This window comes from Vibrio sp. SCSIO 43153 (assembly GCF_023716625.1).
Lineage (GTDB): Bacteria > Pseudomonadota > Gammaproteobacteria > Enterobacterales > Vibrionaceae > Vibrio > Vibrio rotiferianus.
The window spans coordinates 1,635,379-1,649,406 of sequence record NZ_CP071856.1 but is presented as its reverse complement, the minus strand read 5'-3'; the positions used below and the strand labels follow the sequence as shown (position 1 = coordinate 1,649,406).

The following is a 14,028-nucleotide window of genomic DNA, read 5'->3' as shown; positions in this document are numbered from 1 at the left end:
TCAAAAGCTAGAGCCATTACATTTAAAGACCAGCATAGGTCTCAATTTTTAGTCAATTATTCAGGATTAACATTATGACTATTAGGCAAAAGCTCTATTCATTAGGCATCATCGCTATTTTAGGTATCATTACCCTCTTAGGCACCTCGTCACATTTTGCTGAACAAAGCAAAGAACTTAACCACGCCATTAAGCTAGTGGGCGACTTAGAAATCAGACTCTTAAACTTACGTCGTAATGAAAAGGACTTTCTATTAAGAAGTAATGCCAAATATCTTGGCAAGTTTGACCAAAACGTTGAGCAGTTTGTCATTGTGGAAAATGAACTCGCTCATATTTTGCAATCTCATCAACTCCCTTCTAGCCAACAATTTAAACAAGACTTGCTTACCTATCAGAAAGATTTTCAAATCTTAGTCTCTGCTTTTAAGAAACTTGGCCTAAACAACGAGCAAGGCTTATTGGCTTCCTATTCACATGTCCTTGAAAAGGCAGAGAAATACGCAACCAATGAGCAACTTTTATCTCTTCTTAAATTTGACCAATTGGTTCGAACTGGTGAAGTCGATACATCATTAGTATCGGGTATCGATAACGCAGAGCTTCTTAGCGCCGCTCAAGCCGTTGCTAGCCAAAGACAACTGATTGGGGTTTCATACAACAAGGGCTTGCTCGGTGAAACTCGCTCAGCCTCTCACGCAGTTGAAGAGCAGTTCAAGAACTTCTCTAGTGCTTTAACAAAAGCTTATTCAGACCGTGAAGCTCAGATGACGCTAATAAAGCAAGGAACAAGCGTTGTTATCTTAGCGATGATTGCATTGATCATACTTCAAATCTCTCGCTCCATTAACTCTCGTGTTTCAACCTTGCTTGCCACCATCAAGTCTATCAGTGAAACCAACGACATGGGGATTCGTTCTACGCTAGAAGGAAAGGACGAGCTGGTATCAATTAGTCATCACCTTAATGACTTGTTAGATAAGTTAGAGGATTTGATTAAAGGAACACAAGAGAAATCGGGCGTTCTTTCATCCAGCACGGATAACATGCATCGCGAGCTTGAAGGCGTTATTGAACAGTTCCACAATCAAGCTGACCATACGTCTTCAATGGCTACAGCTGTACAACAAATGGTCGCTACGATCGGTGAAATCTCTCAGAGTACATCCGTTGCTGTCGAAGGCGTTCACCAAGCTTCAAACAATGCAGAAAGTGGACGCGAAGTTGTTGAGTCAACCGTAACAAATGTTGGTCAGCTAACCGGAATTCTGTCCAACAGCCAGCAGTCAATTGCATCTCTGAACAGTCATGTTGATAAAATTGGTGGTGCCGTAAATATCATTCAAGAAATTGCAGAACAAACTAACCTACTTGCTCTAAACGCTGCTATCGAGGCTGCCCGTGCTGGAGAACAAGGTCGAGGATTTGCTGTCGTAGCTGATGAAGTGCGTGCGCTTGCAAGCCGTACACACCAATCGACTGAAGAAATCACAAGAGTGGTTTCTGATATTCAGTCTCAGATGTCGACAGTGGTTGCAGACATAGATCAATGTAATGACCAAGGGCAACAAACTTTGCATGCATCAGAGAAACTAGACTCAAGCCTGCAACAAATCATCACCGATATGCATTCGATTCAAGCGAATTCAGAGCGAATCGCTTCGGCAATTGAAGAGCAAGGGATTGTGATGAACCAAGTGAGTGAGTCAATCACTGAACTGAATGTTATCTCTGACAATAATATGCGTTCAGCCCAAGAGTGCTTGCAAGAAGTAGATAGTGTCTCTGCACAAGCCCATGACATGGATGCCGCAGTAGCTGAGTTTAAAACTCGCAATGCTTAACTCAGCCTTTCCAATATTGAAATAATCTTAAGCAAAACAAAAAGCCCGAAGCACTCAAATGCTTCGGGCTTTTTTCTATCTGAGGAAACTCAGTGCTTATTCGTCATCAAGAGGAACAAGCTTGGTGCTACCGCCGTGGATTTTCTCACGTTTTCTCTGTACCAGTGCGTAGAAGCCTGGGATCAGGAAAGTACCCGCCAGAAGCACACACAACAGACCGCCAATTAGGGAAATACCTAACGAGTTCTGACTCACATGACCCGCACCGGCCGCGAAAATCAATGGGAAGATACCCAAGATGAACGACCATGATGTCATGTTCACCGCACGGAAACGAAGCTTACCACCTTGTACCGCGGCGCTGTCGATATCCACATCTTTCTCTTCACGCTCTTGCTTGGCGAATTCCACAATTAGGATTGCGTTCTTCGCCGCGAGCGCTATGAGCAGGACGAGACCGATCTGAGCGTACAAGTTAAGCGGAGTTCCGGTTAAGTTCAATGCGAGGAAGGAACCTAACGTCGCCACTGGCACCACCAGAATGATCGCCAAAGGAATACTCCAACTCTCATACTGCGCCACCATGAACAAGTAGATAAAGATCAATGCCAATGCGAACGCGTAAATCGCTTGGTTACCTGCCAATACTTCTTGGTAAGCCATACCCGTCCACTCGTAAGTGTAACCTTGTGGCAGAACTTCAGCCGCGACACGTTCCATTGCTGCAATCGCGTCACCACTTGAATAACCCGGTGCAGGCTGACCTTGAATGATGGCACTGCGGTACATGTTATAACGCCATGCAACATCTGGTTCAAACACCTGCTCATAGCTCACTAGCGTACTCAGTGGCACCATATCGCCGCTCGAAGAACGAACATGGAAACGCTCTAGATCTTCCATGCTGCTGCGATGTTGGCTATCCGCTTGCATGGTTACACGGAAGTTTTTACCAAACATGGTGAAGTCGTTCACGTACAGTGAGCCAAGATTACCTTGTAATGTTTGGAAAATAGACGACAGTGGAATACCTAACTGTTGCGCTTTCTCACGGTCAATATCGACATAGTAATGCGGCACGTTTGCACGGAAGGTACTGAAGGTGTATGCAATTTCTGGCGCTTGGTTAGCAGCCTGAATCATTTCCCCCATTACCATCGACAAATCAGTACGGCTACGACCTAGCGTGTCCTCCAGTACAAATTCAAAGCCTGAGGCTGCACCCATGCCCGGAACGGCCGGAGGCCCCATCGCGAATACTACCGCTTGAGGGAGTTCCATCGCAGCACGGCCGTTGATGCGGTTGGCAATCGCGTTAGCAGCGTGTTCACCGCCAAGCGAGTTACGCGTGTCCCAATCATGCAGTTTAATGAACAGAGACGCACCGTTTGATGCTGCGGCACCCGTCATGAATGAGTAACCATTCGCAACCGTCACGCCATCAACACCCGGCTCTTGCTCAACCATCTTCATCAGTTCATTAGTCACTTCCTCAGTGCGAGACAGTGACGCCGAATCCGGAAGCTGTACGTTCACCAACAAGATGCCTTTATCCTCTTGCGGAACAAACGCCGTTGAGGTTGTTTTCGCGAAGAACGTTACTGCAGCAACCGCGACGAAGAAGAAGGCAATCAGCAACATAGACTTCTTAACCAAGAAGCCAGCGATCTGACCGTAGCGAGCAGTTACACGCTCTAGACCACGGTTGAACGCTTGGAACCAGTTTGCTGTGTTGCCGCCACCCTGCTTCAGTACCAACGAACATAGTGCTGGAGACAGCGTTAATGCGTTAATAGAAGAGATAACTACCGAGATACAGATCGTCAATGCGAACTGACGGTACATGATGCCAGTAATACCCGGAAGCATAGCTACTGGTAGGAATACCGCCAATAGAACCAAGGTCGAGGTAATGATTGGACCCGTTACTTCTTTCATCGCCAGCAAAGTGGCTTTGCGTGGTGAAATGGTTGGGTCTTTCGCCATAGTGGTATCGACGTTTTCGATAACCAGAATCGCGTCATCTACCACGATACCGATAGCAAGGATCAAACCAAACAGAGTTACCGTGTTTATAGTAAAGCCTGTTGCCTGCATGATGGCGAATGTACCGATAAGGGATACAGGAATCGCAACAACCGGAATCAAGGTTGCGCGCGCACTACCAAGGAACAGGTAAGTAACTGCAATTACCAACAAGATCGCTTCAATCAACGTCTTCACTACGCCCTTGATCGACTCAGCAACGAACACAGTGGTATCGTAACTGGTCTCGTAAGCCATGCCTTCAGGGAAGTTAGTGCTCAAACGCTCCAGCAAGTCCATAACCGCTTGACCACTTTCCAATGCGTTTGCATCCGATTGAAGTGACAGAGCAACGATCGACGCGTCTTGACCACGGAACTTACCATTACCATCGTAGAACTTCTTACCAAGCTCAACACGAGCGACGTCTTTTAGGTATACCGTAGAGCCATCTGGATTTGCACGAAGTACCACATCCTCAAACTCGCTCACGCTCTCAAGACGACCTTTGGTCACCAAGTTAAACTGAACTTCTTGAGGGTTATTGTATGGCGCAGCACCAATACGACCAGCTGCCACCTGCACGTTCTGCTCAGCCAGTGCCGCGTAAACATCGGTTGTTGTGAGATTCAGGTTAGCCATTTTTTCAGGATCTAACCAAACACGCATTGCGTATTCACCACCGCCGATTACGTTTACTTCACTGATACCTTTAACACGCGCCAGCTGGTCTTTTACGTTCAGGTTGATGTAGTTGATAAGGAACTTGTCATCGTACTTACCATCAGGTGAGTAGAAGTTCAAAACCATCAACAAGTCAGGAGAACGCTTTTTCACCGTTACACCGACCATGCGCACTTCTTGAGGCAGTTTAGACTCAATCTGTGATACACGGTTTTGCACGTTAACCTGCGCCATATCTGGGTCAGTACCCACATCGAAGGTTACGTTTAGGCTGTAAGAACCATCATTCGCGCTCTTTGAAGACATGTAAATCATGTTTTCAACGCCGTTCACTGAGGTTTCTATTGGGTCGGCTATCGCCTGCTCCACAACCTCTGCACTTGCTCCCGTGTAGAATGCGGTCACGCTCACCGATGGCGGGCTGATTTTTGGATATTCAGCAACTGGCAAGATCGCTAAAGAGATGGCACCTGCCAACGTCAATATGATCGAAATAACCAGTGCGAATTTTGGTCTTTGAATAAAGAAACGACTTAACATGACGCCTCCTACTGTTTCTGTTCAGCAGGTGATTGAATACGCACTTCTACACCGTTGCGTACACGTTGTAGACCTTGTGTAATCACAGTGTCGTCCTTGTCCAAACCTTCTTTGATGATGATACCCTGCTCTACTTGCGCACCAAGCTCAACGTTACGGCGCTCCGCAACATTGCCTTCAGCCATCACCATGGCGAAGTCACCTTCTAGGTCCGTTTGCACTGCACGACGAGGAATCACAATGACGTCTTTTGCATTCTTATCGCGAAGGTTCACTTTGATGTGTTGACCAGGAAGTAGCTTTTGCTCCGGGTTTGGTACCACTGCGCGCATCGCGATCGTACCGGTTTGCGTATTAATCCGATTACCTAAAAAGTCCAATTGACCTAGATGTTCGAAGTACTCGCCGTTTTCCAGTTCAAGCTGAACCTCAACGCCACTCGACTCTGCACTACCGTCGCCTTTAATACCGTCCATACCAAGGTTTAAACGTTCACGTTCACTCACGCTGAATGAGGTATGCACTGGGTCTAGGCTAACAAGCGTTGTCAGAATGCCAGAAGATGGAGAAAGCAGATCACCCGTACTTACTTTACTGTCGCTGATGCGGCCGCTAAATGGCGCACGAATTTGCGTGTAAGAAAGGTTTACTTCCGCAAGCTTGAGTTGAGCGTTTGCTGCTTCCAACTCGGCACGCGCGCCAAGAAGAGTGGCCGTTAACGCATCAAATTCAGATTGAGAAATACTGCCGCGTGGCAACAAGTTCTTACCTCGTTCGTGGTCAAGTTCCGCTTTCTTCAAAGCAGCTTTAGCTTGAGCCAAGGCCGCTTTTGCACTCGCCACTTGCGCTTCAAAAGAAGAAGGCTCGATGGAGTAAAGCAGTTGTCCTTTCTCGACCATTTGACCTTCATCAAAATGGCGAGCTTCAAGATAGCCAGAGACTTGTGCCGTGATATTTGTATCTTCTACTGCTTCAATGCGACCGATGTAAGATTTGCTCGGCTGGTAGTCGATAATTGTGACATCTTGAGTCACAACAAGAGGAGCTTGGCCCCCCTTCTGGGCATTGTTTGCTTCTCCGCATCCTGCGAGGATAGCTGTTGCCGCCATTAATGCGACGAGTGGTTTCTTTTGCATGTATATACCGTCTTTATAGAACAGGATTCGTTTGACAATACCCTAACCTTACAGGGTGCTTTGTCCGAAAACTTTAAAGGAAACCGAGGAAAGTGTATCAAAGTGTAAGCCAATGAAACGACTCGCAAACATCGTAATTAGCAAGCAATATTTGTTGCGATCCTGTGCTCGAATCACAATGAAAGTCGTGTAAATGTTGTGGGTTGGAGAATGGAGATTATTTGCACAATGATAGGCCGATAACCTAGTAAAACGAAAACTTCGTCAGCGCAGCGTATGATTTGACTATTTTTTTAAACAAAATGCGTTATCATGCAAGTAATTCAAAGCTTTCGACCGAGAGGATTACTATGATTTCTAAATGGGAGAAACGTTTTTACCAAATGGCTGAGCTTGTGGCGTCTTGGAGTAAAGACCCATCAACACAAGTTGGCGCGGTAATCACTAAAAACAACCGCATTGTCTCTGTTGGCTTTAACGGCTACCCACACGGTGTTTCCGACAGTGTGGATACAGATGAGCGTGAACTGAAGTATCTAAAAACGTTGCACGCGGAAGAGAACGCGATTTTGTTCTCTAAACGCGATTTAGACGGTTGTGATATTTGGGTTACCCACTTCCCTTGCCCGAACTGCGCTGCGAAAATCATTCAAACAGGTATTGCGCGTGTTAGCTGTCCTGAACAATCTGAAGATTTCTTATCTCGCTGGGGCGACAAGATTCAAGTGAGCCAAGACATGTTCGACCAAGCAGGTGTGGAAGTGAACTGGCTACCAATCAGCGAAATCGAAGAGAAAAGCGTTCGCTAAGTTGTCACTGAGCTTTTGTTTGAACACTCCGGCAACCCTAAAGCTCGAAAAAACAAATGATAAAGCCCAGACAGGTGTCTGGGCTTTTGTTTATCTGAATGGTGAGGTTCACTAGTTGTAAGATTAACCGTGTTTCTTCGCCGTTAGTTCTGCAATCTTGACGATCACTTGTACCGACTTCTCCATCATTTCCACTGAAATAAATTCATGGATACCGTGGAAATTGTAACCCCCCGTGAAGATGTTTGGACAAGGCAAGCCCATGAACGACAAACGTGCACCGTCTGTACCACCGCGAATTGGCTTAATCAGAGGCTCAACATCGCACGCTTCCATCGCTTGCTTCGCTAAGTCGATAATATGAGGATATGGTTCAACCATTTCACGCATGTTGTAATAGCTGTCAGTTAACTTCAACTCAACTGAACCGTGTTTCAAGCCTGCGTTCATGTCATCAACGAGCCTCTGCATAAAGGCTTTACGGCTTTCCAGACCTTCACGGTCGAAGTCACGGATGATGTAACCTAGCTCACTGCGAGCGACACCAAGTTCACCAGATTTTAGGTGGAAGAAGCCTTCATAGCCCTCTGTCGTTTCTGGCGTTTGATCTTCTGGCATCTGCACTTGGAATTTAGCCGCCAAGTTCATTGCATTAACCAATTTACCTTTCGCAGTGCCTGGGTGCACGCTTACGCCATGAAAAACAACATCCGCACTGGTTGCATTGAAGTTTTCGTATTCTAACTCACCTTGAGGACCACCATCGATGGTGTAAGCCCATTTAGCACCGAATTTCTCAACATCAAACAAGTCTGCACCACGACCGATTTCCTCGTCAGGCGTGAAGCCGATACAGATATCACCATGAGGAATTTCTGGGTTCTCAATCAACACAGCAACTGCAGACAGGATCTCAGCAATGCCAGCTTTGTTATCCGCGCCAAGCAGTGTTGTGCCATCTGTTGTTATTAGGTTGTGACCATGAAGCTCGTGCAAATCTGGGTACTGTACTGGAGAAAGCACTTCATCACCCAAGCCAAGCGCGATATCACCACCTTGGTAATCTTCGATAAATTGAGGGTTCACGTTTTTACCAGAAGCATCTGGAGCGGTATCCATGTGCGCAATAAAACCGATAGCCGGCACTTCGTAATCGACGTTAGAAGGGAGCGTTGCCATTAGGTAACCGTTGTCACTGAGCGTCACATTGCTTAAGCCAAGCTCAATCATTTCTTTTTTAAGTTGCTGCGCAAACACCAGTTGCCCACAGCTACTTGGGCAAGCTGATTCATGGGGGTTAGATTGAGTATCAAACGTGACGTAGCGAAGAAATCTATCAACTAAATGCTTCATAATTATTCTCATCGTTTTAGGAAAAGAACACTGCACTGTACACATTAGGTTGTGCGAGAGTTCTATCCAATATAGTTAGATGAGCCATGTTACGCCCCTGCCACAATAAGAAATTGCTTTGAATCAGTTTTTCATTGAATAACGTCTTAAGGTAAACCTAGACCGCTATTGCATTAACTCTTCTGCTAGCTCCCTCCACTCTCTGATTTCGTTGTGGAAATGCTTCCATTGCTTGCCTGTCATAGATTGAGCGATCGCTAGAGTAAAATCATCAGTCTTGTCTATGTTTCGCTCAATTTTCTTGTTCATCTCTACGCCGTAATAGCTCTCTGGCTGAAACAAAAGATTCATGAACATTCTTTGATAAGTAGAACTATCTTGTTGGCTTTGAAATAATAGCTCTAACTCAGTATAAATTGATGCTCGGTATGTTCTCCAATCCGTGGTGTTGAGCTCAACATTTTGGGCTAATACTTTCGCTATTTGTTTCTGTTTATTCGTCGTGGTTCCAATCCAGTTTTCTAGCGCATCCAGTGCTGATTCATAAATTATATTCCGGATTTCTTGTTCCGTTTTATCTGCGTATTTTTCGTCTTTTTCATCGTATTTTTTCTTAACATTTTTAAGAAACTCCTGTTGCTGGTCTTCTGTCAGCAATAAGCTGAGGGAAAACAAGTCCGGGGCCGCTTTGTTTACGACTCTTGAGTAATGTTCTTTCAAAGCTTCTCTATTAGTTTTGAGCTTATCAATAGACAGAGTGTCCTTATTCCAAGACTCTAACTCTTTGAGGTGCGCTATATACCGAGGTAATTCTTCACTTTTGTGCCACGCAGCCAAGCGGCTGATCCTATCCTCGAGTATTGCCTCTTGTTCTCTGTCTAGCGATACATATTCATCAATGTAGTCGATTACGAACCAATCAATATTTTTATAAAACAAGGTTTTTGCGCATCCAAATAACAAGGTGCAGACAGTAATAACGAATATAACCCTGAGCCAGGTTTTGTTAGTTCTAATCATACTTGTAAACCATCCATGTTCTCTCTTTCCGAATTTAGCTTCTATACTGTCAATTAAGTGGCAATTAATCGGCAAAGTGGCAAGTTCGTTTGCCGCAGCATATAAGTATAGAGTTTAAAATTAACGTTTCGTTCACAATTGTACGATAATCATCAGATATAAATTCAAAAATTAAGCGAAATGCTTCAGGAAATGATGCACTTACTTGGCATATATATTGCTTAAAATACATTAAGTTAGTTTATGGAGGAGTACCATGACTGCTGCTGAGCAACTGGACACCAGTGTTGAGTATGAGATTCGTTACTTCGAACAAGGAAAGATACATAGTATGAGAGTGGTAGCGGACAACAAAAAAGCTGCACATGAATACTATTTGTATTGCGGGAAGCACAATAGCGACTTATATTCTATCCGCCCGGATGAGTAAGTGTATATCAAAAAGCCAGCGTAACGCTGGCTTTTTGATAGTGGGAAGCCTATGGCACACCATGTCCTTTTGAAGCGACCCAAACGCGGTACCACTGTTCACGCGTCAATTCGATATTGAGCGCATTGACTGCCGAGTGAACTCGTTCGATCTTACCAGAACCGATAATAGGCATAGGCTTCGAAGGTAATCGGCGTACCCACGCGTAAATCACTTCATCAATACTATTCGCACCGACTTCTTCACGAATGGTTTCTAACTCATTACGAACACGAACGGCTTGCTCTGTGTCCCCCGTAAAAATTGAACCGCCACCTAAGCATGACCAAGCCATAGGGCGCACACGTAAAGTTTGCATCTGGTCTAGTGTACCGTCATGCGCAACTTCGAAGTTCAGAGGATTGATTTCCACTTGATTAGTAACAAGTGGCTTGCCCAAACGCGATTGCAAAAGTTCAAATTGACGAGGTGTGAAGTTAGATACACCAAAGTGTTTCACCTTACCGACTTTATGTAACTCTGAAAATGCTTCTGCGACTTCATCTGCATCCATCAGAACGTCAGGACGGTGAATCAAGAGCACATCAATTTCATCAACATTCAAACGCTCAAGCGAGTTATTTACTGATTGGTAGATATGCGCAGCACTGGTGTCGTAATGGTTTATCTTACGCTCTGGCGTTTTATCGCCACACAAGTTGATGTCGCATTTGGTCACGATCTGAATTTGCTCACGGACGCTTTTGTCCAGTGCTAATGCTTCACCAAACAGCGCTTCACATTCATAGTTACCGTAGATGTCAGCGTGATCGACAGTCGTAATACCTAACTCAATGTGTTGCTTTAGGAATGACAAACGTTCTTGCGCCGTCATACTCCAATCTACTGCACGCCAATATCCTTGAACCAGCTCAGAAAACTCTGGACCGTTTGGTGCAGTCACTACTTTTGCAACCATGGGTTTCTCTCCTTTTCTTAATCTGATTTCATCCTAGACTTGTTTAACCGTTCACTCAACGGGTAAACTTTCGCAATTCGAACTGGAGTACGAAATATGTCTTTTGCCCAACGACTCGCCACCCTGATTGGTGAAGAAAGTGTCAGCGGTTTCGCGCGACGCGTCGATGTATCCGAAGCTTTAATCCGAAAATACCTTAAAGGAAGCGAACCAAGTTTAACCAAAGCTAACCAAATCGCGATGCGCGCAAACTGTTCACTAGAGTGGCTAGCGACTGGCTGTGGCTACTTATACCGCCAAGCAGAAGTCGTAGATATGGAGGCTTACAAACTGGCCTACCAACATGTGATGAACGGAATGATTTCTGAGGCAGAAGAATCGCAACACCGCAAATTGGTTGCGGGTTATCAGTATCTGCGCGCACATAAAAAGTCAGATGGTTTTTTGGATGAATCTGCGATGGCAACGTTTCTCGCTCTACACCACGAAAACAAAACTGCAGTTTCTTCGGTTTAGAAACGAATAACCTTTAGCTCAATCATCTCGCCATCGCTGTTTAATGTAACTGCTAATCTTGGCTTTGGAGCATCAAACTCGTCAGCTAAAACCCAACTCATGCTGCGTAGCGCTTTCTGCGAATAACGGTTGATAAAGAGAATAAGCTCTTTGTCTACCGTACGAGATAAATTGTTCTTCAAACGCTCTTTGACATCATATCGCTCACCTTGAATTTCAACTCGTGTTAGTACCAGCCCATCTTTTCTCAAATTGAGAATCAATTCATTTAAATTCTGTGCCTGATAGTCTGTCAAAAAGGAAAAGCGAATTTCTTCTCCTGTTAAAGTCGCCTCACCATAGAGAGGTTGATGGTAATAGTGAAAATCATCCAAACAGAACACCACGCCTTGCTGATGCACTTCACAGTCATACCAAATACCGCCATCCTCTATAACTTGCTTAACTTGAGAAATTGGGGCATCAGATAGGATGGTTTGCCACCATAAATCTTGACCATGTACGATCTTGGCGAATAGGCCAAAAGAGAGAAGTATAAAAAGAGGAATACGTGGCATTAACGGCCTTGATGATAACTTGAAAACCCTATAGTTAATGCGCATCGCTCAAGATGCAAGAAAAGAGGTCGAGTTTTTAATACAAAAAAAGCGGACCATCTAATCCGCACGAATCTTTTAGGGTCTGTTGACCTTTCGAGCTGACTTTTGCAGCGAATTGTTGGGTATTTATACAAGGAAGAGACTTTGCTGTGTAGCGAGCCTACATGAGAAGTCGATAACGCAGTAGAAATGTCCAACAAACGCTGTCCGGAGGGTTCGGCTATTGTGAGCGGACATTAAAAAGGCGCACTTGTGCGTGCGCCTCTGCCTCGTGACTCAATCGTGAGTATGCGAGTTGGGAATTCTACTGATGCTTCCCGACCATAATACGAGGAATTTCTGTAGGGTTTGAATCCATCCAAATTGTGTGTAAAACCTCACATCCCTCCTTTGAAGCAGTCATGTTGCTTTACACTTAAAGCATGGTTCATTTTTCTCAGAAAACAAGTTTCCAAATAAATAAATATCGAAATATATGGGATCGATAGCACAATATTTACCAATATTTGCATAGGTGATACTGGAACTGCTCAATAGTGGAAAGCTAAATTGCATCTTTACTGATTAGGTCTAGACTCTCGTGAGCGTATAATTTCTTTCGTCCTTCCAAATCATGCTATCAGGAGAATCTGTTAATGACCAAACGCGAGAGAATTGTGAAATCTGTGTTAGCGCACGTACCGAAAGATGCGATTAACCAGTTTGTCTCTCGAGGGTCCACACCCACTTCATTTTCCGTTCTCTTCATGGCAGCCATCGTTGGTACTTTAGCTGGTCTCGTCGGTACTTACTTTGAAATTGCTGTTCACTTTGTATCTGAAACTCGTACTGAGTGGCTTAAAAGCGAAATCGGTAGTGTGCTTCCACTTTGGTTAGCCGCAATCTTGATCAGTGGCGCATTAGCTTTCATCGGTTACTACCTTGTACACCGTTTCGCTCCAGAAGCATCAGGTTCAGGCATTCCAGAAATCGAAGGGGCAATGGACAATATTCGTCCGGTTCGCTGGTGGCGAGTAATACCCGTAAAGTTTTTTGGCGGTATGGGAGCACTAGGCTCGGGTATGGTTTTAGGTCGTGAGGGGCCGACAGTACAAATGGGCGGTGCCGTTGGTCGAATGGTTACCGACATTTTCCGCGTTAAGGACGATGATACTCGACACTCTCTATTGGCATCTGGTGCTGCCGGAGGCTTGGCCGCTGCATTTAATGCGCCGTTAGCAGGTATCATGTTTGTGGTTGAGGAGATGCGCCCCCAATTTCGCTACTCTTTGATTTCAATCCGTGCAGTGATCATCTCGGCTATTATGGCAAACATTGTATTCCGCGCGATCAATGGTCAAGAAGCCGTTATCACCATGCCGCAATACCAGTCTCCAGAATTGCAGTCACTATGGTTGTTTCTTCTGTTGGGCTCTTTGTTTGGTGTATTTGGTGTACTCTTCAATAAACTGATCACTATCGCCCAAGACAGTTTTGTCGCTTTGCACAAGAACGACCGTAAACGTTACTTAATCACAGGTACGATTTTGGGTGGCGTGTTTGGTTTGCTTCTTCTTTATGTGCCTCAGCTAACAGGTGGTGGCATCGGTCTTATTCCGGACATTACTAACGGCAACTACTCTGTATCAATTTTAGTCATGCTGTTTGTTGGCCGTGTTATTACCACCCTGCTTTGTTTCGGCTCTGGCGCGCCAGGCGGTATCTTCGCTCCAATGCTGGCTCTTGGGACTCTATTTGGTTATGCATTCGGAGCCAGTGCTGACATGCTGCTACCATCGTTGACCATCGAACCAGGCGTCTTCGCGATTGCAGGCATGGGAGCATTGTTCGCGGCAACGGTACGCGCACCGATTACGGGTATCTTGCTAGTTATCGAAATGACCAATAACTACTACTTGATCCTACCACTCATTATTACCAGCTTAGGCGCGGTAATTGTGGCGCAGTTACTTGGTGGGCAACCGATTTACAGCCAGCTGCTACATCGTACGCTTAAAAATGACAAACTACGTCAACAAGACCTACCTGAAAACCAAGCTTAAGTTAACATCGGCTCCAACTTATCTTTCACCACGAAGATAAGTTTGGAGCCGGAAATTCTACTTTTTTGCAAC

At 45.1% G+C, this 14,028-nt stretch carries 11 protein-coding genes; 5 read left to right on the top strand and 6 right to left on the bottom strand.

Going from position 1 to position 14,028, the window contains the following annotated elements; all coding sequences use genetic code 11:
* Positions 1-74: 74 nt before the first annotated feature.
* Positions 75-1,844, top strand: coding sequence for a methyl-accepting chemotaxis protein (locus J4N37_RS23670; protein WP_252042568.1), 1,770 nt, complete (start codon positions 75-77; stop codon positions 1,842-1,844).
* A gap of 96 nt (positions 1,845-1,940) precedes the next feature.
* Here J4N37_RS23670 and vmeZ read toward each other — a convergent pair whose 3' ends face one another.
* Together vmeZ and vmeY are read right to left on the bottom strand one after the other, a co-directional pair.
* Positions 1,941-5,093: a multidrug efflux RND transporter permease subunit VmeZ gene (vmeZ, locus tag J4N37_RS23665; RefSeq protein WP_252042566.1), complete on the bottom strand. Its 3,153-nt coding sequence runs from the start codon at positions 5,091-5,093 to the stop codon at positions 1,941-1,943.
* Between the two features lie 8 nt (positions 5,094-5,101).
* Positions 5,102-6,229 carry a multidrug efflux RND transporter periplasmic adaptor subunit VmeY gene (gene vmeY / locus J4N37_RS23660; RefSeq protein WP_252042564.1) on the bottom strand — a complete coding sequence of 376 codons (1,128 nt, stop codon included), beginning with the start codon at positions 6,227-6,229 and terminating at the stop codon, positions 5,102-5,104.
* A gap of 350 nt (positions 6,230-6,579) precedes the next feature.
* Here vmeY and J4N37_RS23655 point away from each other — a divergent pair, with 350 nt between their 5' ends.
* A complete protein-coding gene (locus J4N37_RS23655) occupies positions 6,580-7,038 on the top strand; it encodes a dCMP deaminase family protein (protein ID WP_005435882.1) in 459 nt (152 codons plus the stop codon).
* A 123-nt stretch (positions 7,039-7,161) separates the two neighbouring features.
* Here J4N37_RS23655 and pepT read toward each other — a convergent pair whose 3' ends face one another.
* Positions 7,162-8,391 (bottom strand): peptidase T, encoded by a 1,230-nt coding sequence (gene pepT / locus J4N37_RS23650; protein ID WP_252042563.1) that lies wholly within the window; start codon positions 8,389-8,391, stop codon positions 7,162-7,164.
* A 165-nt stretch (positions 8,392-8,556) separates the two neighbouring features.
* Positions 8,557-9,411: a DUF6279 family lipoprotein gene (locus tag J4N37_RS23645; protein ID WP_182026801.1), complete on the bottom strand. Its 855-nt coding sequence runs from the start codon at positions 9,409-9,411 to the stop codon at positions 8,557-8,559.
* Positions 9,412-9,667: 256 nt separating this feature from the next.
* On the opposite strand from J4N37_RS23645, the gene J4N37_RS23640 reads away from it, so the two are divergent.
* Complete coding sequence (locus J4N37_RS23640) at positions 9,668-9,841, top strand: RNA helicase (protein ID WP_252042562.1); 174 nt, start codon at positions 9,668-9,670, stop codon at positions 9,839-9,841.
* A gap of 49 nt (positions 9,842-9,890) precedes the next feature.
* Here J4N37_RS23640 and J4N37_RS23635 read toward each other — a convergent pair whose 3' ends face one another.
* The gene (locus J4N37_RS23635; protein ID WP_138941131.1) at positions 9,891-10,799 is read right to left on the bottom strand and encodes an aldo/keto reductase; all 909 of its coding nucleotides are present in this window, start codon (positions 10,797-10,799) and stop codon (positions 9,891-9,893) included.
* Between the two features lie 96 nt (positions 10,800-10,895).
* On the opposite strand from J4N37_RS23635, the gene J4N37_RS23630 reads away from it, so the two are divergent.
* Positions 10,896-11,315, top strand: coding sequence for a helix-turn-helix domain-containing protein (locus J4N37_RS23630; protein WP_045394480.1), 420 nt, complete (start codon positions 10,896-10,898; stop codon positions 11,313-11,315).
* Here the strand turns inward: J4N37_RS23630 and J4N37_RS23625 are convergent.
* Positions 11,312-11,917, bottom strand: coding sequence for a hypothetical protein (locus tag J4N37_RS23625; RefSeq protein ID WP_252042560.1), 606 nt, complete (start codon positions 11,915-11,917; stop codon positions 11,312-11,314). The genes J4N37_RS23630 and J4N37_RS23625 overlap by 4 nt on opposite strands.
* Before the next feature lie 632 nt (positions 11,918-12,549).
* Between J4N37_RS23625 and clcA the strand changes: the two genes are divergently transcribed.
* A complete protein-coding gene (clcA, locus tag J4N37_RS23620) occupies positions 12,550-13,956 on the top strand; it encodes a H(+)/Cl(-) exchange transporter ClcA (protein ID WP_010452523.1) in 1,407 nt (468 codons plus the stop codon).
* The last annotated feature ends 72 nt before the right edge of the window (positions 13,957-14,028 follow it).

What these genes read in the sequence shown, in the direction of transcription:
- J4N37_RS23655 (WP_005435882.1), top strand. Translation starts at nt 6,580, where the DNA reads ATGATTTCTAAATGGGAGAAACGTTTTTACCAAATGGCTGAGCTTGTG.
- J4N37_RS23645 (WP_182026801.1), bottom strand. Translation starts at nt 9,411, where the DNA reads ATGATTAGAACTAACAAAACCTGGCTCAGGGTTATATTCGTTATTACT.
- J4N37_RS23640 (WP_252042562.1), top strand. Translation starts at nt 9,668, where the DNA reads ATGACTGCTGCTGAGCAACTGGACACCAGTGTTGAGTATGAGATTCGT.
- J4N37_RS23635 (WP_138941131.1), bottom strand. Translation starts at nt 10,799, where the DNA reads ATGGTTGCAAAAGTAGTGACTGCACCAAACGGTCCAGAGTTTTCTGAG.
- vmeZ (WP_252042566.1), bottom strand. Translation starts at nt 5,093, where the DNA reads ATGTTAAGTCGTTTCTTTATTCAAAGACCAAAATTCGCACTGGTTATT.
- J4N37_RS23630 (WP_045394480.1), top strand. Translation starts at nt 10,896, where the DNA reads ATGTCTTTTGCCCAACGACTCGCCACCCTGATTGGTGAAGAAAGTGTC.
- pepT (WP_252042563.1), bottom strand. Translation starts at nt 8,391, where the DNA reads ATGAAGCATTTAGTTGATAGATTTCTTCGCTACGTCACGTTTGATACT.
- J4N37_RS23625 (WP_252042560.1), bottom strand. Translation starts at nt 11,917, where the DNA reads ATGCGCATTAACTATAGGGTTTTCAAGTTATCATCAAGGCCGTTAATG.
- J4N37_RS23670 (WP_252042568.1), top strand. Translation starts at nt 75, where the DNA reads ATGACTATTAGGCAAAAGCTCTATTCATTAGGCATCATCGCTATTTTA.
- vmeY (WP_252042564.1), bottom strand. Translation starts at nt 6,229, where the DNA reads ATGCAAAAGAAACCACTCGTCGCATTAATGGCGGCAACAGCTATCCTC.
- clcA (WP_010452523.1), top strand. Translation starts at nt 12,550, where the DNA reads ATGACCAAACGCGAGAGAATTGTGAAATCTGTGTTAGCGCACGTACCG.